The following is a 24,729-nucleotide window of genomic DNA, read 5'->3' on the forward strand; positions in this document are numbered from 1 at the left end:
TCGCCACCCCCGCCTCCGAGGTGAACATTTATGACCACGTCTGTCCCGCACCACGCCGCGAAGGCCGCGCCGGCCACCGGCGAGCGGACCGGGTACCCGGCGATCGAGTTCGCCGGTGTCCGCAAGGAATACCTGTCGCACGGTGAGGCGGTCCCGGCCGTCAAGAGCCTCGACCTGGCGATCGGTCAGGGGGAGTTCTTCTCGCTGCTCGGCCCGTCCGGCTGCGGCAAGACCACCACGATGCGGATGATCGCCGGCTTCGAGCAGCCGACCACCGGCACGGTCTTCCTCGACGGCAAGGACGTCACCAACGTGGCGCCCAACAAGCGCGACGTCAACATGGTCTTCCAGTCGTACGCGTTGTTCCCGCACCTCAACGTCCTGCAGAACGTGTCGTTCGGGCTGGAGCGCAAGAAGGTCGCCAAGAGCGAGATCAAGCGGCGGGTCGGCGAGATCCTGGAGATCGTCTCGCTGACCGGCATGGAGAAGCGGCAGCCCAAGGAGATGTCCGGCGGCCAGCAGCAGCGGGTCGCGCTGGCCCGGGCGCTGGTCAACCACCCGCGGGCGCTGCTGCTCGACGAGCCGCTCGGCGCCCTCGACCTGAAGCTGCGCCAGCAGATGCAGATCGAGCTGAAGCGGATCCAGCGCGAGGTCGGCATCACCTTCGTCTACGTCACCCACGACCAGGGTGAGGCGCTGACCATGTCGGACCGGATCGCGGTGATGAACGCCGGGCTGATCGAGCAGCTCGGCACGCCGCGGGAGATCTACGAGCGGCCCTCGACCCGATTCGTGGCCGGCTTCATCGGCACGTCGAACATCGTCGACGGCCAGGTGGCCCGGGTCGAGGACGGGTTCGCCGTACTGGACCTGGGCAGCGGGGAGCGGATCCTGGCGCCGGTGCCCGGCACGGTGCAGGCCGGCCGGAAGCTGGAGGTGTCGGTGCGCCCGGAGAAGATCGACCTGCACCGGAGCGCCCCGCAGGCGGTCACCGGCAGCCTGCTCTCCGGCACCGTCACCGAGGTCGTCTACCACGGGACATCGACCAACTACACGGTCGCGACCTCCGCGGGATCAGACTTCGTGGTGTTCGATCAGAATGCTCACGATGCCGAGGACGTCGCCTCGCGCGGCGAGCGTGTCTTCCTCACCTGGGCCCCCCAGCACTCGTACCCGATCGGAGTCTGATGTTCCCGACCAGTCAGCCGGACCCCTCCGTCCTGCGCGGCATGACGCAGCGGCGCCTTGGTCGCCGGGACGCGTTGCGCCTCGGTGGCACGTCGGCTCTCGGAGCGTTGCTGGCCGCCTGCGGCGTGCAGGGCAAGGGCAAGCCGGAGGCCAGCGTCGCCCCCGACGCCGTGGCGAAGTTCTGGAGCGGCAAGGTCAAGAACGGCAAGCTCGACTTCGCGAACTGGCCGCTCTACATGGACCCGAAGAAGCCGCAGCTCAAGAAGTTCACCGAGAAGACCGGGATCACGGTGAACTACCAGGAGGTCATCCAGGAGATGGGGCCCTGGTTCGCCAAGGTGCAGCCCCAGCTGTCGGCCGGTCAGTCGATCGGCTTCGACCTCATGGTGATCACCAACTCGGTGCAGTTCGGCCAGTTCCGCTCCGGCGGCTTCCTGGCCCCGCTGGACCACTCGAAGCTGCCCAACTACGCGGCGAACGCCGGTAAATCGTACGCCAACGAGGCTTTCGACCCGGGCAACGTCTTCAGCATCCCGTGGGCGTCCGGGATCACCGGCATCGCGTACGACATCAAGAAGACCGGCCGGGAGATCACCAAGCTCGCCGACCTGTGGGACCCGCAGTTCAAGGGCAAGGTCGGGATGTTCTCCGACACCCAGGAACTGGCCAACTTCGGTCTGCTCGCGGCCGGTCTCAAGCCGGCCGGCTCCGGCGAGGCCGAGTGGAAGCAGGCGGCCGAGAAGCTCAAGCAGCAGAAGTCGGCGGGCATGGTCCGCAACTACTACGACCAGAGCTACGTCGACGCGCTGGGCAAGGGCGAGGTCTGGCTGACCCAGGCCTGGTCCGGCGACATCTTCCAGAAGAACGTCTCCGACGGCACGGACTTCCGGTTCGTGATCCCCGAGGAGGGCGGCACGATCTGGACCGACAACATGACGATCCCGATCACCGCGGCCAACCCGGTCGACGCGATCATGATGATGGACTTCTTCTACGAGGTGGAGAACGCGGCGTCGCTGGCCGAGTTCATCAACTACGTGTGCCCGGTGCCGGCCGCGCAGGACCAGATCAAGAAGGACGCGGCCGCCGCGAGCGGGGACGACAAGAAGACCCTGACGATGGTGGCCGGCAGCCCGCTGGTGTTCCCGGGGCAGTCCGACTACGACAAGCTGCACTACTACATCGACTTCAACACGCAGGAAGAGCAGCAGAACTTCCAGCGCATCTTCGAACCGATCACATTGAGCTGAGCTGATGAACCGGGTAAAACGCACACTCGCGCCCTACCTGCTCGTGCTACCCGGCGGGTTGTGGCTGCTGCTGTTCTTCGTGGTGCCGATGGCCACCATGTTCTCGCTGTCCCTGCAGCAGGGCGACGTCATCAACGGCTACCGGTTCACCGGTCATTGGCAGACGTACGTGGATGCCATCTCCGACTACCGGGTGCAGTTGATCCGCTCGCTGGTGTACGGGCTCATCACGACGGTGGTGCTGGTCGTGATGAGCTTCCCGATCGCGTACTGGATCGCGTTCCACGGCGGGAAGCGGAAATCGACGTACCTCTTCCTGCTGCTCCTGCCGTTCTTCGTGTCGTTCGTGCTGCGGACGATCTCGTGGCGGCAGATCCTCACCGACGACGGGGTGCTGCTGCATCCGCTCAAGGAGGCCGGGCTGCTCTCACCCGGCTTCCACATCCTCGGCACCTCGTACGCGGTGATCTTCGGCCTGGTCTACAACTCGCTGCCGTTCATGGTCCTGCCGATCTACGTGGCGCTGGAGCGGATCGACCCGCGGGTGCTGGAAGCGGCCCGCGACCTGTACGCCAAGCCGCCGGTCGTGTTCAGCCGGGTGGTCCTGCCGCTCGCGCTGCCCGGGGTCTTCGCCGGTGTGCTGATGACGTTCGTGCCGGCCAGCGCCGACTACGTCAACTCGCAGGTGCTCGGCAGTGCCAGCACCACCATGATCGGCCAGGTGATCCAGGCGCAGTACCTGGCCAGTTCCAACTACCCGACGGCTTCGGCCCTGTCCTTCGTGCTGATGGCGGTGCTGCTGGTCGGCGTCTTCACCTATGCGCGGGCGCTCGGCACCGAGGACGTCATGAATGCGGCGGCACGATGACCACCTCGACGCTCACCCCACCCGTCACCGCCCCCGGCGCGGCCCCGCGCCGTCGGTTCCGGATCACCGGCGCCAGCCTGATGTTCGGTTACACCTGGCTGGTCATCCTCTGGCTGGTCCTGCCCATCTTCGTGATGATCCTGTTCGGGTTCAACAACCCGCACGGCAAGTTCAACCAGACCTGGCAGGGCTTCACGGTCAAGTGGTACAAGGACATCTTCGGGCTCGACGAGCTCACCTCGGCGCTGTGGTTGTCGCTGGTCATCGCGGTGATCAGCTCGCTGCTCGCCGCCGCGGTCGGCACCGGCATCGGGTACGCGCTGGGCCGCTACCAGTTCCGCGGGTCGGGCACGATCAACCTGTTGCTGTTCGCCACCATGGCGTCGCCCGAGCTGATCATGGGTGCCTCGCTGCTGAGCCTGTTCGTCTCGCTCAACACCGGCCGGGGCGTGGCGACGATCGTGATCGGTCACGTGCTGTTCTCGATCTCGTTCGTCACCACCGTGGTCCGGGCCCGGGTGATCACCCTGGACCGGTCGATCGAGGAGGCCGCGGCCGACCTCGGCGCCACCGCCTGGACGACGTTCTGGAAGGTCACCTTCCCGATTCTGTTGCCGGCCATCTTCTCCGGCTTCATGCTCGCCTTCGCGCTGTCCATCGACGACTTCGTGGTCACCAACTTCGTCTCCGGCAGCGCGACCACGTTCCCCCTGTACATCTGGGGAGCCACCCGGGTCGGCCTGCCCCCGCAGGTCAACGTGATGGGCACGCTGATCTTCGCGGCCGGCGTGCTGATCGCGGTCATCGCCAACCTTCGATCAAGATCCACATCAAAACGGGACTGATATTTTATGGGAGATCCCTTCCATACCCCCCTCGCCGAGGCGATCGGGGAGCCGTACTGGCTGATGCAGGACGGCGCCCCGGCCCCGGCGGAACCCCTCACGGGTGTCGCACAGGCAGACCTCGCCATCATCGGAGCCGGCTACAGCGGACTGTGGACCGCGCTCCTGGCGAAAGAACGAGATCCTGAACGGGATGTGGTAGTCATCGAGGCCGGCACGGCCGGCTGGGCGGCCTCCGGCCGCAACGGCGGATTCTGCTCCGCCAGTCTCACCCACGGCTTCGACAACGGCATCAGTCGCTTCCCGGCCGAGATGGAGTTGCTCGAACGGCTCGGCCTGGAGAACCTCGACGAGATCGAGGCGACGGTCCGGCGGTACGACATCGACTGTGACTGGGAGCGGACCGGAGAGCTGAACGTCGCCACCACCGACTGGCAGCTGCAGGAGCTTCTGGAGTATTACGACGAGGCCCGGGAGCGCGGGCTCAACGTGCGCAGGTTCGACCGCGACGAGGTGCGGGCGGAGATCGACTCGCCCACCTACCTCGGCGCGGTGTGGGACGTGGACTCCACCGCGCTGGTCGACCCGGCCCGGCTGGTCTGGGGACTCCGCGAGGCGTGCGCCGAGCTCGGCGTCCGCTTCTACGACAACAGCCGGGTGGAGAAGATCAGCGCGAAGCGTGGCGTGCTGCGGCTGCACACCTGGCGGGGCCGGCTCGAGGCGAGACAGGTGGCGCTGGCCACCGGCGCGCACGGGCAGCTGCTGCGCCGGCTGCGCCACTGGGTCGTGCCGGTCTACGACTACGCGCTGATCACCGAGCCGCTCACCGCGGCGCAGCTGGCCGCGGTCGGCTGGCGGCAGCGGATGGGGGTCGGCGACTCGGCCAACCAGTTCCACTACTACCGGCTGACCGCGGACAACCGGATCCTGTGGGGCGGGTACGACGCGGTGTACTACAACGGCGGTCGGATCGCCCCCGAGCGGGACCTGCGCGAGGAGACGTTCCGGCTGCTGGCCGAGCACTTCTACGAGACGTTCCCGCAGCTGGCCGACGTACGGTTCACGCACAAGTGGGGCGGGATCATCGATACCTGCAGCCGGTTCAGCGCGTTCTTCGGCACCGCGTTCCGCGGCCGGCTGGCGTACGCGGTGGGTTACACCGGCCTCGGCGTGGGGGCCACCCGGTTCGGCGCGAAGGTGATGCTCGACCTGCTCGGCGGAGAGCAGACGCCGCTGACCCGGTTGAAGATGGTGCGCCGCAAGCCGGTGCCGTTCCCGCCCGAGCCGATCCGCTCGTGGGTCATCCAGGTGACCCGGAGGTCGATCGCGCAGGCCGACCGCAACGGCGGACGGCGCAACCTGTGGCTGCGCACGTTGGACAGATTCGGGCTGGGCTTCGACTCGTAGTGGATTCTTCGGCGCCGGCCCCGGTCCCGGGGTCGGCGCTTTTCGGATGCCGGGAGCCCAACGCGGATTCAACGTGGAAATGGTTGCCTGAGGGGTTGTGCACCACGGATTCCGTAGGCAGGATCGGTGCCAACAACGGGAACGAGTACGGAACTGAGCGTGGGAGACATGACCGACCGACAGCCTGATGACGTGGACGCACTCTCCGCGACCGCCCGTGACCACCTCTGGATGCACTTCACCCGGCTCTCCGCCTACCGGGACGCCCCGGTGCCGGTGATCACCCGCGGTGACGGGTGCTACGTGTGGGACTCCGCCGGCCGGCGCTACCTCGACGGGCTCTCCGCCCTGTTCGTCGTCCAGACCGGGCACGGCCGCCAGGAGCTCGCCGATGCCGCCGCCAAGCAGGCCGCCGAGCTGGCCTACTTCCCGATCTGGTCGTACGCGCACCCCAAGGCGATCGAGCTGGCCGGCCGGCTCGCCGAGATGGCCCCCGGCGACCTGAACCGGGTCTTCTTCACCACCGGTGGCTCCGAGGCCGTCGAGTCCTCGTGGAAGCTGGCCCGGTCGTACTTCAAGCGGATCGGCAAGCCGCTCAAGACCAAGGTGATCTCCCGCGCGGTGGCGTACCACGGCAGTTCGATGGGCGCCCTGTCGATCACCGGCATCCCGCCGTTCAAACAGGACTTCGAGCCGCTGATCCCGAGCACCATGCGGGTGCCGAACACCAACTACTACCGCCGGCCCGACGAGAACATGACACCCGAGCAGTTCGGCGTCTGGGCCGCCGACCGGATCGCGGAGATGATCGAGTTCGAGGGCCCGGACACGGTCGCCGCGGTCTACCTGGAGCCGGTGCAGAACGCCGGCGGCTGTTTCCCGCCCCCGCCCGGCTACTTCCAGCGGGTCCGCCAGATCTGCGACCGGTACGACGTGCTGCTCGTCTCGGACGAGGTGATCTGCGCGTTCGGCCGGCTCGGCGAGTTCTTCGGCGCCGACCGGTACGGGTACCAGCCCGACATCATCACCACCGCCAAGGGCCTCACCTCCGGGTACGTCCCGCTCGGCGCGATGATCGCCTCGGACCGGCTGGCCGAGCCGTTCCTGGACGGCACCAACTGGTTCGCGCACGGCATCACCTACGGCGGCCACCCGGTCGGCGCGGCCGTCGCCCTGGCCAACATCGACATCATGCAGCGGGAGAACCTGAACCGGCACGTCCGGGAGAACAGCCCGCTGTTCCGGTCCTACCTGGAGAAGCTGCTCGACCTGCCGATCGTCGGCGACGTGCGCGGCGACGGCTACTTCTTCGGCATCGAGATGGTCAAGGACAAGGCGACGAAGGAGACCTTCACCGCCGAGGAGTCCGAGCGGCTGCTGCGCGGCTTCCTGTCCAGCGCCCTGTTCGAAGCCGGCCTGTACTGCCGCGCCGACGACCGGGGCGACCCGGTGATCCAGCTGGCGCCGCCGCTGACCGCGACCGAGACCCAGTTCGCCGAGATCGAGCAGATCCTGCGCTCGGTGCTCACCGAGGCGTGGAACCGCCTCTGACCCACCCCGATCCGTCCGGTCCGCCGCCGCGCCGAGGGTGGCGGACCGTCGGCTTCACCCGGTGCCGACGCCGGTCCAGAACGTGGCGGCGGTGCCCTGAGTGACCTGCTCGGCGTAGACGGCGACCTTGTAGTCGATCACCTCGCGGAACTTCTGCAGGCGGCGGATCTGCTCGTCGACCCGCTCCCGGTGCTCCTGCAGCAACGCCAGGCGCTCGCCCTCGTTGCCGGCGCCGGCCCGGACCAGGTCGGCGAAGCGTTTGATCTCGCTCAACGGCATCCCGGTGCTGCGCAGGTTGGTGCAGATCTCCAGCCAGCCCTCGTCCTCCTGGTGATACACCCGGCGGCCCGCCGCATCCCGTTCGACCGGCCGGGTCAGCAGACCCGCCCGCTCGTAGAAACGCAGGGTGTCGATGGTCAGCCCGGTCCGCCGGGCGATCTCCCCGATGCTCAGCCCGCTGTCGGTCATAGACGCAGCCTAATGGGTGACGGCCCGGTCGCGGTGCCCGCCGGCCGCGCGCAGGGCGGTCGGATCCAGCTCCACCGGCCGGCCGGTGACCGCGGCGGTGTGCACGGCGCGGATCGCGTAGGCCACCAGATCGGGTTGGACGGTGGGCAGGTAGTGGCCGGAATCGTCGGCGACCACCAGCGGCGCGCCCGCGTCGCGGGCCAGGGCGCGCTGGTGGGCCAGCCACAGCTCCTCGGCGCCGGGCGGGGCCGGATGCCGCCCGTCCCAGGCGCCCGGGGTGCGGGTCAGCACCAGGGTGGGGACCTTGGGCGAGGCGGCGTACAGCACCTCGGTCTGGCCGGCCACGATGTCGAGCACCGCGGCGTCCGGGTCGCCGGTCTCCCCGTCCTCCGGCGACTCCAGGCCGGGCAGCAGGTGGAACTGGGGCATCGAGCCGTCGATGTGGATCAGGCCGGCCACCCGGTGCGGGTGGCGATCGGCCAGCACCCGGGCGATCAGGCTGCCGATCGAATGGGCGGCGACCACCACCGGGCCGGGCACCCCGCGGGCGTCGAGCAGAGCGGCCAGCTCGTCGGCGAGCACGCTGTAGGCCACCGGTGGGCGGGGCGCCGGGCGGGGTGGCGCATCGCCGATCCCGGGACGGTCGTAGGTGACGGTGGTCAGGTCGCCGAGGCGGTCCAGCACGGGCTGCCAGTACCGGCCCGGTTCACCCAGGGCCGCGATGAACACGATCGGTAGTTGTGACGTCACCTGATCGAGGGTATCGATGGTCGCGATGATCCGCTCGGTGGGAACGGGCGGAGCGGCATGCGTACCCGCGAATCGGTGGAAAGGTTTCTCCCCCCGGGGTGGGGAGCGGTTTCCGCACCGGGCGGCGCAGCGCTCGATAGGGTGGGCGCGGCAATGCGCGGAAACCTCCCCGGGCGCGCACCGGTGAGCGCATGCTGACGGAGTGGCCGTACTGCTGATCGCCGAGGACGACGAGGACATCGCCGCCGTCCTGGTCCGGGTGTGCAAGCGGGCCGGGCTGACCGTGCTGCGCGCGCCGGACGGGCAGGCCGCCTTCGAGATGGTCGTCGAGAAACACCCGGACGCGGTGCTGACCGACCTCGGCATGCCCCGGATGGACGGCTGGGAACTGATCCGCGCGGTCCGGTCGAACCCCGAGGTCGCCGACATCCCGGTCGCCATCCTCAGTGGCCAGCTCACTCCCGGCGACCCGCGCGCCGCCCACGCCGAGGCCTGCGCGGTGCTTCTCAAACCCTGTCCGAACGAGCGGCTCCTGGCCACCATCCAGGACCTGCTGGCACACGGCCCGCACGCGCACGCCCAGCGCTGCGCGGTGTGACGGTGCAGGGCGTCCCGGACAGCGACGCCTTTCTCGGCGCCCTGCTGGAGAGCCTCACCGTGGGCGTGGTCGCCTGCGACGCGGACGGCCGGGTGGTGCTGGTCAACCGGACGATCCGCGAGGTCCGCGGCTTCCCGCTGGACGGTCCGGTGCCGGCCGACTACGTGGCGAGCACCGAGCGGGTCCTGGCCACCCCCGGCCGGCCGCCGATGACCTGGGAGCGGACCCCGCTGATGCGCGCCCTGCGCGGCGAGCACATCGTCGCCGAGGACGTCCTGATCCAGTGTCCGGACCAGCCGGTGCGGGTCTTCGCGTGCAGCGCGCAGCCGATCCGCGACGCCGGCGGCGGGGTGCTCGGCGCGGTGGCGATCGGGCACGAGGTGACCGCGCTGCACCGGGCGGAACGCTTCCGGGACTGCCACCTCGCCGTCGAACAGGCGCTGAAACGGGCGACCACGGTGCGGGCCGCGGCCCCCGAGGTGCTGCGCGCGGTGGTGGAGACACTCGGCTGGCCGTGCGCCGAGTTGTTCGTGATCGACGAGGCGGCCTGCGGCGGGCTGCGGGCCGTCGGGCACTGGGACACCGGATGCGCCGCACCCGACGACGACTTCTTCGGGCACGTGCCGCGCCGCGGCGAAGGGATCACCGGGCGGGTCTGGGAGACCGGCCGGGCCATCTGGGTGTCGGACATCAGCGCCCACCGGGATCTGCGGACCTCGTACGAGCGGGAGCGGGTCGGGATCTGCATCCGCCGCGGCATCCGCACCGTGCTCGCCGTGCCGGTGCACGACGGTGACACCCTGCTCGGCGTGCTCACCTGTTATGCCGGCGCCCGGGAACGCCACGAGGAACTGCTCACCGTCCTGATGGACGGGGTGGCCGCGCAGATCGGCGTGTTCGTGGCGCTGCGCCGCGCCGAGGAACTCGCCCGGCAGCTGGCCCGGGCGCAGAACGACTTCGTCGACCTGATCGGGCACGAGATGCGCACCCCGCTCACCTCGATCACCGCCAACGCCACCATCCTCGCCGAGGAGGCGGCCGGGCTCGACCACGACGGCCGGCAGATGGCCCGCACCATCGCCCGCAACGCCGCCGTGCTGCAACGGATCGCCGAGTCGCTGCTCGACCTGGCCGGCCTCGACGGCGGGCACCTGACCGTGGCGAAACGACCGGTGGACCTGGCCGCCCTGGTCGGGGACGCGGTGGCGGCCGCGCACGCCCCGATCAGCGCCGACCTGCCCGGCGAACTGCCGGTGCCGGGCGACCCGGACCGGCTCCGGCAGGCCCTCGACGACCTGTTGGCCAACGCGGTCAAATACAGCCCGCCCGGCGCACCGATCCGGGTCACCCTGTGCGGCGACGAGACCTCCGCCGAGCTGTGCATCGCCGACACCGGGATCGGCACCCGTGAGGACGAGCGGGACCGGGTCTTCGACCGCTTCTTCCGCGGCAGCAACGTGCGGCACCAGGGGACGCACGGCAGCGGGTTGGGGCTCAGCCTGGCCCGCTCCATCATCCATCTGCACGGCGGCACCATCCAACTGGCCGCCAACGATCCGAGCGGCACCGTGGTCTGCGTCCGCCTGCCCCGCTGACCGGGTCAGCGGTCGAGGACGTCCAGCAGGGCGGTGCCGTGCAGGCCGCCGTTGATGCCGAGCCAGCGCAGCGGCTCCGGCTCCCAGCGGCGGGACCGGTGGCCGGTCCAGGGGAGCGCGGTCAGCTCGGTGTCGCGGCCCAGGATCAGGTCGGTCAGGGTACGGCCGGCCAGGTTGCTGGCGGCCACGCCGTCGCCGACGTAGCCGCCGGCCCAGGCGATGCCGTCGTGCAGGCCGACGCCGGGCATCCAGTCGCGGGGGATGCCGAGCGGGCCGCCCCAGCGGGCGGCGACCGGCACGTCGATGCCGAACAGCTCACCGACCGTGTGCCGCAGTCTGCCGAAGACGGCCGGGACCCGGTCGAACTCGGGGCGGACCCGGGAACCGAAGTGGTAGGGGGCGCCGCGGCCCCCGAAGGCGAGGCGGTCGTCCGCGGTCCGCTGACCGTAGATGATCATCCGGCGTTCGTCGCTGAACGTCTCCCGGCGCCGCAGGCCGATCCGGTCCCAGACCTCGGCCGGGAGCGGCTCGGTGGCGATCATCAAAGAGTAGACCGGGGCGAGATCGCGGCGGTGGCCGGGCAGCTCCGCGGTGTAGCCCTCCAGCGCGCGGACCACGGTGCCGCAGCGCACCCGGCCGCGGTCGGTGCTGACCTCGCCGTCGGTCAGCGTCAGCACCCGGGTGTCCTCGTGAATGCTGACGCCGAGCCGTTCCACCTCGGCGGCCAGGCCGCGGACCAGTTTGGCCGGATGCAGCGCCGCGCAGTGCTCGCTGTAGACGCCGCCGAGCACGCCGGTCGCGCCGCAGATCGCCCGGGCGGCCGCCGCGTCCATCGCCCCGGCGCCGGCCCGGCGCAGCTGGCCGGGGGTGCGGATCAGCGAGATGACCCCGCCCTTGGCGTAGTCGCACGCGATGCCGGTACGGCCGATCTCGTCGACCGCGTCGGCCAGCGCGGCGTGCATGGCCCGGGCGGCGGCCGCGCCGTACCGCCGGGCCAGTTTCGCCTCGGCGACCGGGAACAGGCCGGACGCCCAGCCCCCGTTGCGGCCGGACGCGCCGAACCCGCAGAACTCCGCCTCCAGCACCACGATCCGCAGGTCGGGCCGGGCCTTGGCGAGGTAGTACGCGGTCCACAGCCCGGTGTAGCCGCCGCCGGCGATGGCCACGTCGGCGTCCCGGTCACCGGGCAGGGGTGGGCGCCGCTCGATCGGGCCGAGCGTCTCCAGCCAGAAGCTCATGGTTTATCTGGTTCCCCAGGCGTAGGTCTGTTTGGCGAGCTTGAGATACATGAAGGTGTCGGCGGCGGTCACCCCGTCGATCACCCGCACCTTCTCGTTGAGCAGGTCGAGCAGGTGCTCGTCGTCGGTGCAGACCAGCTCGACCAGCAGGTCGTAGCGGCCGGCGCAGATCACCACGTAGTCCACCTCGGGGATGGCGGCCAGCCTGTCGGCGATCTCCCGCAGGTCGCCGTTGACCCGCAGGCCGACCATCGCCTGCCGGGCGAAGCCCAGCGTGAGCGGGTCGGTCACCGCGACGATCTGCATCAGCCCGTTGTCCAGGAGCCGCTGCACGCGCTGGCGCACCGCGGCCTCGGACAGGCCGATCGTCTTGGCGAGCGTGGCGTACGACATCCGTCCGTCGCGCTGCAGGTGATCGATGATCTGCTTGTTGATCTCGTCCAGGCCCGTGTCACTCACGGCGAGATTCTTTCCTGTGAGGACGTGCTCGGGCAAAGGAAAGCCCCTCAGTTGTCGTGGAAGGCGGTGGTCAGGATGTCGATGCCGCGGTGCAGCGCGGCGTCCGGGATCACCAGCGGCGGCAGGAACCGCAGCACGTTGCCGTAGGTGCCGCAGGTCAGCGTGAGCAGCCCGGCCGCGTGACAGGCCTGGGAGATGGCCGCCGTGCGGACCGGGTCGGGCTCGATGCCGCCCGGCTTGACCAGCTCGACGGCGATCATCGCGCCCCGGCCCCGGACGTCGGCGATTCCCTCGTCCTTCAGGGCGGTCAACGCGGGCAGCAGGACCGACCCGATCCGGCGGGCCGCCGCCGGGAGATCCCGATCGCGCATGGTCTCGATGGCGGCCAGGGCGGCGGCGCAGGCCACCGGATTGCCGCCGTACGTGCCGCCGAGCCCCCCGGCGTGCACCGCGTCCATCAGGTCGGCCCGGCCGACCACCCCGGCGATCGGCAGCCCGCCGCCCATCCCCTTGGCCGTGGTGATCAGGTCGGGCTGCAACCGCTCGTGCTCGGCGGCGAACCACTGCCCGGTCCGGCAGAAGCCGGTCTGGATCTCGTCGGCGATGAACACCGCCCCGGCCTCGGCCGCCCACGCCGCGAGCGCCGGCAGGAATCCGGGGGCCGGCACGATGAAGCCGCCCTCGCCCTGGATCGGCTCGATCAGCACGGCCGCCACGTTCCCGGCGCCGACCTGCTTCTCGATCACGTCGATCGCCCGGCGGGCCGCCTCGGCGCCGTCCAGGCCGCCGTCGCGCAGCGGGTACGACATCGGTGCCCGGTACACCTCCGGGGCGAACGGCCCGAACCGGTGCTTGTACGGCATGTTCTTCGCGGTCAGTGCCATGGTCAGGTTGGTCCGGCCGTGGTAGGCGTGGTCGAACACCACGACCGCCGGGCGTCCGGTGGCGTGCCGGGCGATCTTGACGGCGTTCTCCACCGCCTCGGCACCCGAGTTGAACAGCGCGGCCCGCTTCTCGAAGGTGCCCGGGGTCGCTGCGATCAACTGCTCGCAGACCGCGACGTACGACTCGTAGGGGGCGACCATGAAGCAGGTGTGGGTGAACCGTTCCACCTGCCGGCGGACCGCCTCGACGACCTTGGGCGCGGCGTTGCCGACGTTGGTGACCGCGATCCCGGAGGCGAAGTCGATCCACTCCCGGCCGTCGACGTCGGTCAGGGTGCCGTCGGCGGCGTGGTCCACATAGGCCGCGATGGTCGAACCGACCCCCTTGGCGACCGCGGCGAGACGACGCCGGTGCAGCTCGGCTGAGGTGGACACGTCAGGCTCCCACGTTGTGCATGACGTGCTTGAGGCGGGTGTAGTCCTCCAGCCCGTACACCGAAAGGTCCTTGCCGTGCCCGGAGTGCTTGAAACCGCCGTGCGGCATCTCGGCGACCAGCGGGATGTGGCAGTTGACCCAGACGCAGCCGAAGTCGAGCCGCTGCGTCATCCGCATCGCCCGGCCGTGGTCGCGGGTCCACACGCTGGAGGCCAGCGCATAGTCGACGCCGTTGGCGTAGCGCACCGCCTCGTCCTCGTCGGCGAACTGCTGGACGGTGATCACCGGGCCGAACACCTCGTTCTGGATGATCTCGTCGTCCTGGCGCAGGCCGGCCACCACGGTCGGGGACCAGAAGAAGCCGCGGTCGCCGACCCGGGCGCCGCCCGCCTCGACCGAGGCGTGGTCGGGCAGCCGGTCGATGAACCCGGCCACCCGGGACAGCTGGCCGGCGTTGTTGACCGGGCCGTACAGCGCGTCCTCGTCCTCGGGCGCGCCGGTCTTCAGCGCGCGGGCCTGCTCGGCGAGGGCGGCCACGAAGTCCCGGTAGATCGCCGGGGCGACCAGCACCCGGGTGGCCGCGGTGCAGTCCTGGCCGGCGTTGAAGTAGCCGGCGACCGCGATGTCGGCGGCGGCCGCCGCGACGTCGGCGTCCTCGAAGACCACGACCGGGGCCTTGCCGCCCAGTTCCAGGTGGGTGCGCTTGAGGTCGGCGGCGGCCGACGAGGCCACCTCCATGCCGGCCCGCACCGAGCCGGTGATCGACACCATCTGCGGGGTCCGGTGCTCGACCAGGGCGCGGCCGGTGTCCCGGTCGCCCAGCACCACGTTGAAGACGCCGGCCGGGAAGAACTCGGCGGCGATCTCGGCCAGCATCACGGTGGAGACCGGGGTGGTGTCGGACGGCTTGAGCACCACGGTGTTGCCCGCCGCGAGAGCCGGCGCGATCTTCCAGACCGCCATCATCAGCGGGTAGTTCCACGGGGTGACCTGGGCACAGACGCCGATCGGCTCGCGCCGGACGTAGCTTTCGAAACCGTTCATGTACTGCCCGGCGGAGCGGCCCTCCAGCAGCCGCGCGGCGCCGGCGAAGAACCGGATCTGGTCGACCGCGGGCGGCAGCTCCTCGCTGGTGGTCAGGCCCAGCGGTTTGCCGGTGTTGCGCGACTCGGCGGCGACCAGGTCGGCGGTCCGCGCCTCGACCGCGTCGGCGAACTTCAGCAGCGCCTTCTGCCGGTCGCTCGGGGTGGTGGTGCGCCAGTCCTCGAAGGCGGTGGCGGCCGCCGCCATGGCCCGGTCGACGTCCTCCCGGCCGGAGACCGGGGCGGACGCGAACACCTCGCCGGTGGACGGGTCGACGAGATCCGCATATCGGCCCTCGGCGGGCGCGACCGCGGCGCCGCCGACGAAGTTGTGCAGAATCTGCTTGGCGGTCATTCGCCCTCCAGCTTCGGGATCAGTCCGTGCTGCCCCATCTTTTCCGCTGAATCCGTGGCGAACAAGGGGGTCAAGACATTTTTCCGCGCCTCATGTCGACCGGCGCACGGCCAGCACGGCCACGTCGTCGCCCGGTTGCTCGGTGTCCACCGCGCTCATCGCCGTGGCGCACACCGCCTCCGCATTCTCCGCCCGGATCAGGCCGGTCAGGTGCGCCAATCCGGTATCGATCACCTGATCCCGCCGTTCGACGAGACCATCGGTGTAGCAGAGCAGCACCGCGCCGGGTGGGAACGCCACGATGCCGTTGCGCCGCGGCCGGGTCCGGCCCAGGCCCAGCGGCGGATCGACCGGCACCTCGGCCAGCCCGCCCGGGTGGCCCGGGCGGGCCAGGACCGGGCGCAGATGCCCGGCCGAGGAGAGCACGATCCGGTCCCGCTCCGGGCTGACCATCCCGTACAGCGCGGTGGTCAGGCTGCCCGCCTCGAAGTGGTGCACCTTGCGGTTGAGCAGGGTGAGCGCCTCGGCCGGGGTGTCGCAGATCAACGCGTAAGACCGCAGGGCGCTGCGGATCCGGCCCATCACCACGGCGGAGGAGAGGCCGTGGCCGGAGACGTCGCCGATCACCACGCCCAGCCAGCCGGTGGGCAGCGGGAAGACGTCGTACCAGTCGCCGCCGATGCCGACCGCGTGGCCCGGCACATACCGCGCGGCCAGCTCGACGCCGGGCACCTCCGGCAGCCGGGTGGGCAGCAGGCTGCGTTGCAGCGCCAGGGCCGCGGCCTGCTCCATCTTGTCGCTCCGGATCCGGCCGGCCACGCCGGCGCGGTCCGCCACGAGCTCCATCAGCCGTACGTCGTCAGCACCGAACCGCCGCGGCGTGAGGGAACCGACGTGCAGCACCCCGATCAGCTCGGTGCCCGCCAGGATCGGCACGCCCAGCAGCGACCGGATGCCCTTGGCCAGCAGGATCGGGTTGACCACGTCGTCCGCGGTGACCTCGGCCAGCCGCAGCGGCCGCCGGGTGGCCGCCACCCGGCCGGCGAACCCGCGCCCGACGGCCACCCGGAACCCGGCCCGGACCTCCTCCTCCAGTCCCTTGGCCGCGGTGGCCACCAGCTGCTGGGCGTGCTCGTCGAGCAGCAGCACCGCCGCGGTGTCCACGTCGAGCAGGTCCCGGACCCGGTCGAGCAACTCGTCGAGCAGGTCCGAGACGTCCAGCCGGGACAACGCCGCGTCGGTGACCGCCTCGAACCGGCGGATCCGCTCGTCGTCGTTGATGCGGGGAGGCACGGTTTCAGCCTAATCTCCGCACCCCGTCGCGGTCGGCGACCAGCCGTCAGGACGCGATCGGCCGCACCTGGACTCCGGTGGTCAACCGGCGGTCGGCGCCGGCCGCACGGGTCGGCCCGGTCAGCCGGACGGTGGCCGAGCAGGGCAGGTCCCCGGCCGAGGTGCCGACGAGAATCCGCAGCTCACCGGGCTCGACGATGCGCCGCAGGTCACGACCGGTGAACGCGGTCCGATCGGTGTGCACGGTGAAGGTCACGTCCGCGGCGGCGCCGGCGGCCAGCTCGACGCGCCGGAAACCGGACAGCTGCCGCACCGGACGGGTGACCTGGGCGACCGGGTCGGCCAGATAGAGCTGGACCACCTCGGCACCGTCCCGCTCGCCGGTGTTGCGGACCCGCACGGTCACCGTGAACTCGCCGTCTGTCGGCACCGTGTCCGCGCTGACCCGCAGATCGCCGACCGCGAATGCGGTGTACGACCGGCCGTACCCGAAGTCGTAGAGCGGCCGCGGGTCGAGGTTGCTCACCTCGGCGTGCGTGGCCCCGAGGATCGGCTGCAGGTAGGTGCCCGGCTGGCCGCCCGGGTGCCGCGGGATCTGCACCGGCAGCCGGCCGGCGGGCTGCACCCGGCCGCTGAGCACGCCGGCGATCGCGGCGCCGCCGGCCTGGCCCGGCATGAACGCCTGGACCAGTCCGGCCACCCGGCCGTCCAGGTCGCCCAGCGCGTACGGCCGGCCGGAGACCACCACCACGACCAGTGGGGTGCCGGTGGCCAGCAGCTCCTCCAGCAGCTCCGGCTGAACACCGGGCAGCCGCAGATCCGCGGCGTCACAGCCCTCCCCGGAGGTGCCCTTGCCGAACAGCCCGGCCAGGTCGCCGACGAAGGCCACCGCCAGATCGGCGTCCCGGGCCGTCTCGACCGCCGCCGCGAAACCACCGCGGTCGTCCCCGGTCACCTCGCACCCCCGGGCGTAGGTGATCTCACCGGCCGGGAACTCCGCGCGCAGCCCGTCCAGCGCGGTCGGGATCTCCAGGCCGAGGCCGAGCTGCGGATAGCGGGGGAGCACGTGGTTGGGGAAGGCGTAACAGCCGAGGAAGGTGCGGGCGTCGTCGGCGCACGGGCCGAGCACGGCGATCCGGCCCGCGGCGGTGACCGGCAGCGCGGTGCCCGGCTCCAGCAGCACGATCGAGCGCTCGGCGAGCTCGGCGGCCAGCGCCTGGTTGCCGGCCGCGTTCAGGTCGGTGAGCGGGGCCGCGGCCACCGACTTCTCCGGCGACCAGTCCGGGTCGAGCAGGCCCAGCTCGGCCTTCTGGGTGAGCAGGCGGCGGGCGGCCCGGTCGACGTACCGCTCGCTCAGCTCGCCGCGCCGGACCCGCTCGATCAGGCCGGCACCGAAACCGATGGTGTCCGGCAGCTCGACGTCGATGCCCGCGATCAGCGCCTGCGCGCCGGCGTCGACGTCGTCCTCGGCGACCCCGTGCATGGTGGCCAGGAACGGGACCGCCCAGTAGTCGGAGACGACCGTGCCGGTGAAGCCCCACTCATCCCGCAGCAGCTCGGTGAGCAGCCACGGGTCGGCGCCGGCCGGCACCCCGTCGACGTCGGAGTAGGAGTTCATCACCGAGCGGGCGCCGCCGGCCCGGATCGCGGTCTCGAACGGCGGCAGCACCACGTCGGTCAGCTCCCGGCGGCCCATCGGCACCGGGCCGTGGTTGCGGGCGCCGCGCGAGGCGGAATAGCCGGCGAAGTGCTTGAGGGTGGCGATCACGCCGCCGCTCTGCAGCCCCCGCACGTAGGCCGCGCCGATCAGGGAGACCAGGTACGGATCCTCGCCGATGGTCTCCTCGACCCGGCCCCAGCGGTAGTCGCGGATCACGTCGAGCACCGGGGACAGTCCCTGGTGCACACCGAGCGCGGCCATGTCCCGCCCGATCGCGGCGGCCATCCGCTCGATCAGTTCCGGGTCGAAGGTGGCGCCCCAGGCGATCGCGGCCGGATAGACGGTGGCGCCGAACGCGGTGAACCCGGTCAGGCACTCCTCGTGGACGATGGCCGGGATGCCCAGCCGGCTCGCCATCACCACGCGCTGCTGCTCGACGAGCTCGGCGGCGCCCTCGGCCGGGGTGCGCGGGACGCTGCCGTAGACCCGGGTCAGGTGGCCGAGCCCGTGCCGGGCCGCGTCGGCCAGCGCGATCGAGCCGCCGGCCGCGAAGACGTCCTGCATCGGGGCGACGTTGTGCTGCTCCTCCGGGTCGTATCCCTGGTCCTCGCCGGTGTCACCCATGTCGTTGCCGACCCAGCGACTGCCCAGCTGCGCGACCTTCTCCTCGAGGGTCATCGCGGCGAGCAGTGCCTCGACGCGGTCGGCGACGGGCAGCGACGGGTCGCGCCACGGCGGGGTCACCTGTTCTGTGGTCAACGTTTCCTCCGGAGGGTTCCCGAAACTTTCGGGGGCCTTCTGATCTGCGCCGGCCTGCCGAAAAGGCCTGCCGACGTCGCCTACTCTCGCGCTCCGGGCACGGTTACGGCAAGGGCCTTGACACCCGTCGCAGCGAAACCCTACGTTAACGAAACCTCGCGTTAATTTGCGGCTGTCACTCGAAAGTTCCGGAACTCGGTGACCGCCGTCGCCATCGCTATATCACCCCCGCCGCGGTGCCCCGCGGCATGCTTCGAGTACGGAGAACAGCGTGAAACGCAGGAGTTTCTTGAGTCTCTCCGCGGGCGCCGCCGCGGCCACCGGACTTGCCGCGTGTGGCAACTCGGGTCCCGCCGACTCGTCGAAGGGCGGTTCCGGCAGCGGCGACGCCGCCAGTTACTGGTTCCTCAGCGGCCCGCCCGGACAGCCGATCCGCCAGGGCGCGGTCGACCGGTTCAACAAGGCGAACCCGGACAACCAGGTCAAGGTCACCACGTTCCAGAACGACACGTACAAGGACAAGCTGAAGACGGCGCTCGGCGCGGGCCAGGCCCCCAGCATCATCTGGGGCTGGGGCGGCGGCGGCCTCAAGAGCTACGTCGACGCCGGCCAGGTCGACGACCTGACCGACTGGTTCAGCCAGAACGCCGCGGTCAAGAACAAGCTGTTCCCGGCCTCGTTCGGCCCGGCCACGGTGAACGGCAAGATCTACGCGATGCCGGCGGAGACCGTGCAGCCGATCATCTTCCTCTACAACAAGGAGGTGTTCGAGAAGTGCGGCGTGGCCAACCCGCCGCAGACCTGGGGTGAGCTGCTCAGCATCCTGCCCAAGTTCAACGACAAGGGCATCGCGCCGATCTCGCTGGCCGGCCAGTCGCGCTGGACCAACATGATGTGGCTCGAGCTGCTCTTCGACCGGATCGGCGGCCCCGAGGTCTTCGGCAACGCCTACGACGGGCAGAAGGACGCCTGGAGCAACCCGGCCGCGATCGACGCGCTCACCAAGGTCCAGCAGCTGGTCGACGCCAAGGGCTTCGTCAAGGGCTTCTCGTCGATCACCGCGGACTCCAACGCCGACCAGGCGCTGCTGTACCGCGGCAAGGCCGCCATGGAGCTGCACGGCTCCTGGTCCTACGGCATCATCAAGTCCGACGGTGGCAGCTTCATCAAGGACGGCAAGCTCGGCTACTTCAACTTCCCGGCGGTCGAGGGCGGCAAGGGCGACCCGAGCAACGTCTACGGCAACGCCGGGCAGTTCCTGTCGATCTACTCCAAGGCCTCCGACAAGCAGAAGGAGACCGCGAAGAAGTTCTTCGCCAGCATGCTCGACGACCAGGAGCAGCAGGGCTGGATCGACTCGGGCGGCGTCCCGATCGTCCAGGGCTCGAACGCCAAGCTGGCGTCCTCTCCGGACAAGGACTTCCTCACCTTCATCTACGACGTCTCCAGCAAGGCCAAGAACTTCGGCCAGTCCTGGGACCAGGCGCTGAGCCCGTCGGCGGCCGAGACGCTGCTGGACAACATCGCCAAGCTCTTCCAGAAGCAGGTCACCCCGCAGCAGTTCGCCACCAACATGAACGCGGTCATCGGCAAATGACCATCGCACCGCCCGTCGTGCGGTCCGCTCCGCCCGCCGCTTCCCGCGGCGCGCGGAGCGTCTCCGTCTCCTGGATGGCCTGGCCCGCGCTGATCGCCTTCACCATCTTCGGCGTCATCCCGCTGCTCGGTGTGCTGGTGCTCAGCTTCTCGTCGTGGAGCGGCCTCTCCCAGAACATCCCGTTCACCGGTCTGGACAGCTGGAAGTCCGTGCTGACCGACCCGGATCTGCCGCACGCGCTCGGGGTCACCTTCCTCATCATGGCGCTCTCCTGGCTGGCGCAGACGCCGCTGTCGATCCTGCTCGGGGTTTTCATCGCGGCCCACAAGCGGTACCGCAGCGTGCTCGCGGTGCTGTTCTTCGTCCCGCTGCTGCTCAGCCAGGCGGCCATCGCGATCACCTTCAAGATGCTGCTCGACCCGAACTTCGGGCTCGGCGCCAGCCTGGGCTGGGGCTTCCTGCAGCAGGACTGGCTGGGCGAGAGCAAGCTGGCGATCGGCGTGGTCATCTTCGTGGTGTCCTGGCAGTGGATCCCGTTCCACTCACTGATCTACCAGGGTGGCGTCCGGCAGATCCCGGCCGCGATGTACGAGGCCGCCGAGATCGACGGCGCGGGCCGGATCCGGCAGTTCTTCAGCATCACCCTGCCCCAGCTCAAATACACGATCATCACATCGTCGACGCTGATGGTGGTCGGCTCGCTGACCTTCTTCGACCTGATCTGGGTGCTCACCGCCGGCGGTCCCGGCGACTCCACCCGAGCCCTCGCGGTCGACATGTACCAGCGCGGCTTCCGGACCGCGATGATGGGTCCGGCCAGCGCCATCGCGGTCGTCCTGGTGCTGCTCGGCCTGGGCCTGGCCCTGCTGGTGCGCCGGATCGGTGGCCGGGACGCGACCGAAAGCCAGCTGGAAGGGATCTGAGATGACGACCACGCTCGACAGCCGGCGGACCGGACAGGCCGCGCACACGCCCCCGCCCCCGGCCGGCCGGCGCTCCCGGCTGCTGCAGTATAACTGGTTCGGCGGGCTGGCCGGCTGGCTGTGGCTGTTGGTGGTGCTCGTCCCGATCTACTGGATCGTGATCACCAGCTTCAAGCTGCAGTCCGACTACTTCTCCACCAACCCGCTGGTGCCGCCGTCCTCGCCGACCCTGGAGAACTACCGGTTCGTGCTGCAGAACGACTTCGTCCGGTACTTCTTCAACAGCGTGATCGTCACGGTCGGCGCGGTCGCCCCGGCCATCGTGGTCTCGTTCATGGCCGCCTACGCGATCGTGCGGGGCAGCGGGTTGAGCCGGTTCCTGCGCACGGTCAACGGGCTGTTCCTGATGGGCCTCGCGATCCCGCTGCAGGCGGTGATCATCCCGGTCTATCTGATCATCATCAAGCTGCAGATGTACGACACGCTCGGCGCCATCATCCTGCCGTCCATCGCGTTCGCCATCCCGCTGTCGGTGCTCGTGCTGTCGAACTTCATCCGGGACATCCCGAAAGAGCTGTTCGAGTCGATGCGGATGGACGGGGCGACCGAGTGGGGCACACTGTGGCGCCTGGCGCTGCCGCTGACCCGACCGGCCCTGATGACCGTCACCATCTACCAGGGTCTGCAGGTGTGGAACGGCTTCCTGCTGCCGCTGATCCTGACCCAGGACCCGAACCAGCGCACGCTGCCGCTGGCCCTGACCGCGTTCCAGGGGCAGTACAACATCAACATCCCGGCGGTGCTGGCCTCGGTGGTGCTGACCACCCTGCCGATCCTCACCCTGTACGTGCTGGGGCGCCGGCAGATGCTCAGCGGCCTGACCGCCGGCTTCGGCAAGTGAGCGTGTGCCGCGGTCGCGGCACACCGCTCATCGGCCCGGTGCCGGCTCGTTAGCCGGCGAACCGGGCCGCGCACCCGATACGCCGCCCGGCTCGATCGCCGGCGGCGGGGTGCGGTTTTCCCGGCGGCGGTTTCGGCGCGGGGTGTGGGTTTTCCGGCGGCGGCTTCGGCGCGGGTTGCGGGTTTTCCGGCGGTGGAAGGATCCGGCCCGGCCGCCGTGGGTGGATTGTGGTCTGTCAGGCGGCGGCCGGAGCGCGGGTCTCGGCGAGGGACTTCGTGCTTTCCCGCACGACCAGCTTGGTGACCAGCTCGACCCGGGGAGTCTCGATCGTCTCGCCGCGGGACAGGCGCAGGACTGTCCGGGCGGCGAGTGCCCCCATCTCCGCCAGGGGCTGGCGGATCGTGGTCAGCGGCGGGGACGACCAGCACGCGTCGGGCAGGTCGTCGAACCCGATCACGCTGAGGTCGTCCGGGACGCGCAGGCCGCGGCGGCGGGCCGCCTCGTAGACGCCGAGCGCCATCTGGTCGCTGGAGGCGAAGATCGCGGTGGGGCGGTCGGGCTGGTCGAGCAGCCGGCCGCCGGCCAGGAAGCCGGACTCGTTGCGGAAGTCGCCCTGCTCCATCAGGCTCGGGTCGACCGGGACGCCGGCCGCCTCCATCGCGGCGCGGAAGCCGTCGAGGCGGGCGCGGCTGCACAGCAGATCCTTCGGCCCGGCGATGAACCCGATCCGCCGGTGGCCGAGGCTGATCAGGTGGTCGGTGGCGGTGCGCCCGCCCGACCAGTTGGTCGCGCCGATCGTCGGCACGTCGGTGGCCGCCCCGCCGGCCGGGTCGATGATCACCACGGGCACCCGCAGGCGGTGCAGCTCGCTGTGCACCGGCTCGGCGATGTCCGAGGTCACGAAGACCACGCCGTCGGAGGCGCGGGCGCGCAGATTCTGCAGCCACTGGCGGGTGGCGGTGGTGCGGTGGTGCACCTGGGAGACGACGGTGCCGACGCCGGCCGCGTGGGTCACGTCCTCGACGCCGCGCACCAGCTCCAGCGCCCATGGGCTGTCCAGGTCGTTGAAGACCAGGTCGATCAGGCGGGCCCGGCCGGAGTGCCGAGAGTTGCGAGGGCGGTAGTCGTGCTCGCGCAGCAGGCGCTCGATCAGCTCGCGGGTCTGCGGCGACACGTCGGTGCGCCCGTTGAGCACGCGGGAGACGGTCGGCACCGAGACGCCGGCGGCGTCCGCGATGGCCGCTATGGTGATCCGTTGCTTGCCGGCAACCATGGGGGCGCGCTCCTTACCGCCGGGGGCGCATGTCTGCAACTTCCGGTCCCGGCACCGAAATCATGCCATGGCTACCCGCCAGTTCAATACGCTGGCACCTGACCGAATTGTGTTAACCGGTTAAGCTCCAGCAGCGGTTTTGCCGTGGGAGCGCTTCCGGTGAAAGTACCGAAAGTTACGGAGAGCGCTCCCAGGAGATCGTCAGCCCAGGTGGGCGGCGGGTAGGGTGTTGCAGCGCTGCAGAGAAGTAGGACAAAAGCCGCTACTTCCGTTCAGTGAACCTCGGGTGACCCACTTAACCCGATCGGTGGAAGCCCGCGGCGGGACAGGTGTGTGCGTACCGGGAAATCGGGGTGAAGCGGAAGCGAGCCGCCTGCCCGGCGCCGGGGCGATCCGATCGATAGGTTGGCATCATGAGCATCGAGTTCGGGGTTTTCGTGCCGCAGGGCTGGCGGATGGATCTGGCCGAGATCGACGACCCGGTGGAGCAGTACGAGGCGATGACCACGGTGGCCCGGCTGGCCGACGCCGGGCCGTGGGACAGCCTCTGGGTCTACGACCACTTCCACACCGTGCCGGAACCGACGATCAACACCACCTTCGAGGCGTGGACGGTCAGCTCCACCCTGGCCCGGGACACCAGCCGGATCAAGATCGGACAGATGGTCGGCTGCAACGGGTACCGGCACCCGTCGCTGTTCGCCAAGATCGCGTCGACCGTGGACGTGGCCAGCCACGGCCGGCTGCTCGCCGGCCTGGGCGCGGGCTGGTACGAGCACGAGTGGAAGGCGTACGGCTACGAGTGGACCGACGTGCCGGAGCGGATGCGGGCGTTCCGCGAGGCGGTGGAGATCGTGCACCGGATGTGGACCGAGGAGCGGCCGAGCTTCACCGGCCGGCACTACCGGATCGACCAGCCGATCAACGAGCCGAAGGGTGCCGGCCGGCGCAAGCCCGACCTGTGGCTCGGCGGCGGCGGCGAGAAGGTGACGCTCAAGCTGGTCGCGAAGTACGCCGACGGCAGCAACGTGGGTGACGGCAAACCGGACGTGATCCGGCACAAGCTCGACGTGCTCCGCCGGCACTGCGACGAGCAGGGCACCGACTACGACCGGATCGCCAAGTCGACCAGCCTCACGGTGCGCACCGGGGACACCGTCGCGTCGATCCGCGAGCGGGTCGAGCAGGTGGCCGAGGCCGGGGTGAACTACGTGATCCTGTACTTCGAGCGGGTCGCCTACGACCACGAGCCGCTGCTCGCCGCCGCTCAGGAGGTCGTCCCGCGCTTCGCCTGACCCCGGCCCGCAGCCGACGGGCCGGCCGCAGCCGACCGGCCGGCCGCAGCGGTC

At 70.4% G+C, this 24,729-nt stretch carries 21 protein-coding genes; 12 read left to right on the forward strand and 9 right to left on the reverse strand.

Annotated elements, in window-relative coordinates:
- The first annotated feature begins 30 nt into the window (after positions 1-30).
- From ACSP50_RS11870 to ACSP50_RS11895, 6 genes are all read left to right on the forward strand, one after another.
- Positions 31-1,188: an ABC transporter ATP-binding protein gene (locus ACSP50_RS11870; RefSeq protein ID WP_014689432.1), complete on the forward strand. Its 1,158-nt coding sequence runs from the start codon at positions 31-33 to the stop codon at positions 1,186-1,188.
- A 41-nt stretch (positions 1,189-1,229) separates the two neighbouring features.
- A complete protein-coding gene (locus ACSP50_RS11875; RefSeq protein WP_099344040.1) occupies positions 1,230-2,438 on the forward strand; it encodes a spermidine/putrescine ABC transporter substrate-binding protein in 1,209 nt (402 codons plus the stop codon).
- A gap of 4 nt (positions 2,439-2,442) precedes the next feature.
- Positions 2,443-3,306 (forward strand): ABC transporter permease, encoded by an 864-nt coding sequence (locus ACSP50_RS11880; RefSeq protein WP_014689434.1) that lies wholly within the window; start codon positions 2,443-2,445, stop codon positions 3,304-3,306.
- Positions 3,303-4,151, forward strand: coding sequence for an ABC transporter permease (locus tag ACSP50_RS11885; RefSeq protein WP_014689435.1), 849 nt, complete (start codon positions 3,303-3,305; stop codon positions 4,149-4,151). Before ACSP50_RS11880 ends, ACSP50_RS11885 begins: the two co-directional genes overlap by 4 nt.
- A gap of 6 nt (positions 4,152-4,157) precedes the next feature.
- Positions 4,158-5,558 (forward strand): FAD-binding oxidoreductase, encoded by a 1,401-nt coding sequence (locus ACSP50_RS11890; RefSeq protein ID WP_014689436.1) that lies wholly within the window; start codon positions 4,158-4,160, stop codon positions 5,556-5,558.
- A gap of 168 nt (positions 5,559-5,726) precedes the next feature.
- Complete coding sequence (locus ACSP50_RS11895) at positions 5,727-7,109, forward strand: aspartate aminotransferase family protein (protein ID WP_014689437.1); 1,383 nt, start codon at positions 5,727-5,729, stop codon at positions 7,107-7,109.
- A 54-nt stretch (positions 7,110-7,163) separates the two neighbouring features.
- Here ACSP50_RS11895 and ACSP50_RS11900 read toward each other — a convergent pair whose 3' ends face one another.
- Both ACSP50_RS11900 and ACSP50_RS11905 read right to left on the reverse strand, forming a co-directional pair.
- Positions 7,164-7,577, reverse strand: a complete 414-nt coding sequence (locus tag ACSP50_RS11900; RefSeq protein ID WP_014689438.1) for a MerR family transcriptional regulator — start codon at positions 7,575-7,577, stop codon at positions 7,164-7,166.
- Between the two features lie 9 nt (positions 7,578-7,586).
- The gene (locus ACSP50_RS11905) at positions 7,587-8,327 is read right to left on the reverse strand and encodes an alpha/beta fold hydrolase (RefSeq protein WP_231956911.1); all 741 of its coding nucleotides are present in this window, start codon (positions 8,325-8,327) and stop codon (positions 7,587-7,589) included.
- A gap of 202 nt (positions 8,328-8,529) precedes the next feature.
- Here ACSP50_RS11905 and ACSP50_RS11910 point away from each other — a divergent pair, with 202 nt between their 5' ends.
- A complete protein-coding gene (locus ACSP50_RS11910) occupies positions 8,530-8,925 on the forward strand; it encodes a response regulator (protein WP_014689440.1) in 396 nt (131 codons plus the stop codon).
- Positions 8,922-10,520 (forward strand): ATP-binding protein, encoded by a 1,599-nt coding sequence (locus ACSP50_RS11915; RefSeq protein WP_014689441.1) that lies wholly within the window; start codon positions 8,922-8,924, stop codon positions 10,518-10,520. Before ACSP50_RS11910 ends, ACSP50_RS11915 begins: the two co-directional genes overlap by 4 nt.
- A gap of 5 nt (positions 10,521-10,525) precedes the next feature.
- Here the strand turns inward: ACSP50_RS11915 and ACSP50_RS11920 are convergent, their stop codons facing one another.
- The 6 genes from ACSP50_RS11920 to ACSP50_RS11945 all read right to left on the reverse strand — a co-directional run bounded on the left by ACSP50_RS11920 (position 10,526) and on the right by ACSP50_RS11945 (position 18,686).
- A complete protein-coding gene (locus ACSP50_RS11920; RefSeq protein ID WP_014689442.1) occupies positions 10,526-11,758 on the reverse strand; it encodes an FAD-binding oxidoreductase in 1,233 nt (410 codons plus the stop codon).
- A gap of 3 nt (positions 11,759-11,761) precedes the next feature.
- On the reverse strand, positions 11,762-12,217 hold the full coding sequence (locus ACSP50_RS11925; protein ID WP_172898752.1) for an Lrp/AsnC family transcriptional regulator: 456 nt from the start codon (positions 12,215-12,217) through the stop codon (positions 11,762-11,764).
- Positions 12,218-12,264: 47 nt separating this feature from the next.
- Positions 12,265-13,536: a 4-aminobutyrate--2-oxoglutarate transaminase gene (gene gabT, locus ACSP50_RS11930; protein ID WP_014689444.1), complete on the reverse strand. Its 1,272-nt coding sequence runs from the start codon at positions 13,534-13,536 to the stop codon at positions 12,265-12,267.
- Between the two features lies 1 nt (position 13,537).
- Complete coding sequence (locus tag ACSP50_RS11935; RefSeq protein ID WP_014689445.1) at positions 13,538-14,974, reverse strand: gamma-aminobutyraldehyde dehydrogenase; 1,437 nt, start codon at positions 14,972-14,974, stop codon at positions 13,538-13,540.
- A 90-nt stretch (positions 14,975-15,064) separates the two neighbouring features.
- Positions 15,065-16,267: a PP2C family protein-serine/threonine phosphatase gene (locus ACSP50_RS11940; protein ID WP_014689446.1), complete on the reverse strand. Its 1,203-nt coding sequence runs from the start codon at positions 16,265-16,267 to the stop codon at positions 15,065-15,067.
- Positions 16,268-16,313: 46 nt separating this feature from the next.
- Complete coding sequence (locus ACSP50_RS11945) at positions 16,314-18,686, reverse strand: glycoside hydrolase family 3 N-terminal domain-containing protein (RefSeq protein ID WP_014689447.1); 2,373 nt, start codon at positions 18,684-18,686, stop codon at positions 16,314-16,316.
- Positions 18,687-18,975: 289 nt separating this feature from the next.
- Here ACSP50_RS11945 and ACSP50_RS11950 point away from each other — a divergent pair, with 289 nt between their 5' ends.
- Genes ACSP50_RS11950 through ACSP50_RS11960 form a run of 3 tightly spaced genes read left to right on the forward strand, consistent with a single transcriptional unit; the run spans position 18,976 to position 22,107 of the window.
- Positions 18,976-20,283 (forward strand): extracellular solute-binding protein, encoded by a 1,308-nt coding sequence (locus ACSP50_RS11950; RefSeq protein WP_014689448.1) that lies wholly within the window; start codon positions 18,976-18,978, stop codon positions 20,281-20,283.
- Positions 20,280-21,206 (forward strand): carbohydrate ABC transporter permease, encoded by a 927-nt coding sequence (locus ACSP50_RS11955; RefSeq protein ID WP_014689449.1) that lies wholly within the window; start codon positions 20,280-20,282, stop codon positions 21,204-21,206. The genes ACSP50_RS11950 and ACSP50_RS11955 overlap by 4 nt, the downstream gene beginning before the upstream one ends.
- 1 nt (position 21,207) lies before the next feature.
- Positions 21,208-22,107, forward strand: a complete 900-nt coding sequence (locus ACSP50_RS11960; protein ID WP_014689450.1) for a carbohydrate ABC transporter permease — start codon at positions 21,208-21,210, stop codon at positions 22,105-22,107.
- Positions 22,108-22,342: 235 nt separating this feature from the next.
- Here the strand turns inward: ACSP50_RS11960 and ACSP50_RS11965 are convergent, their stop codons facing one another.
- On the reverse strand, positions 22,343-23,380 hold the full coding sequence (locus ACSP50_RS11965; protein WP_014689451.1) for a LacI family DNA-binding transcriptional regulator: 1,038 nt from the start codon (positions 23,378-23,380) through the stop codon (positions 22,343-22,345).
- 413 nt (positions 23,381-23,793) lie between these two features.
- Between ACSP50_RS11965 and ACSP50_RS11970 the strand changes: the two genes are divergently transcribed.
- The gene (locus ACSP50_RS11970; protein WP_014689452.1) at positions 23,794-24,675 is read left to right on the forward strand and encodes an LLM class F420-dependent oxidoreductase; all 882 of its coding nucleotides are present in this window, start codon (positions 23,794-23,796) and stop codon (positions 24,673-24,675) included.
- Positions 24,676-24,729 lie beyond the last annotated feature (54 nt).

Origin of the sequence: Actinoplanes sp. SE50/110, from assembly GCF_900119315.1 — a bacterium.
GTDB lineage: Bacteria > Actinomycetota > Actinomycetes > Mycobacteriales > Micromonosporaceae > Actinoplanes.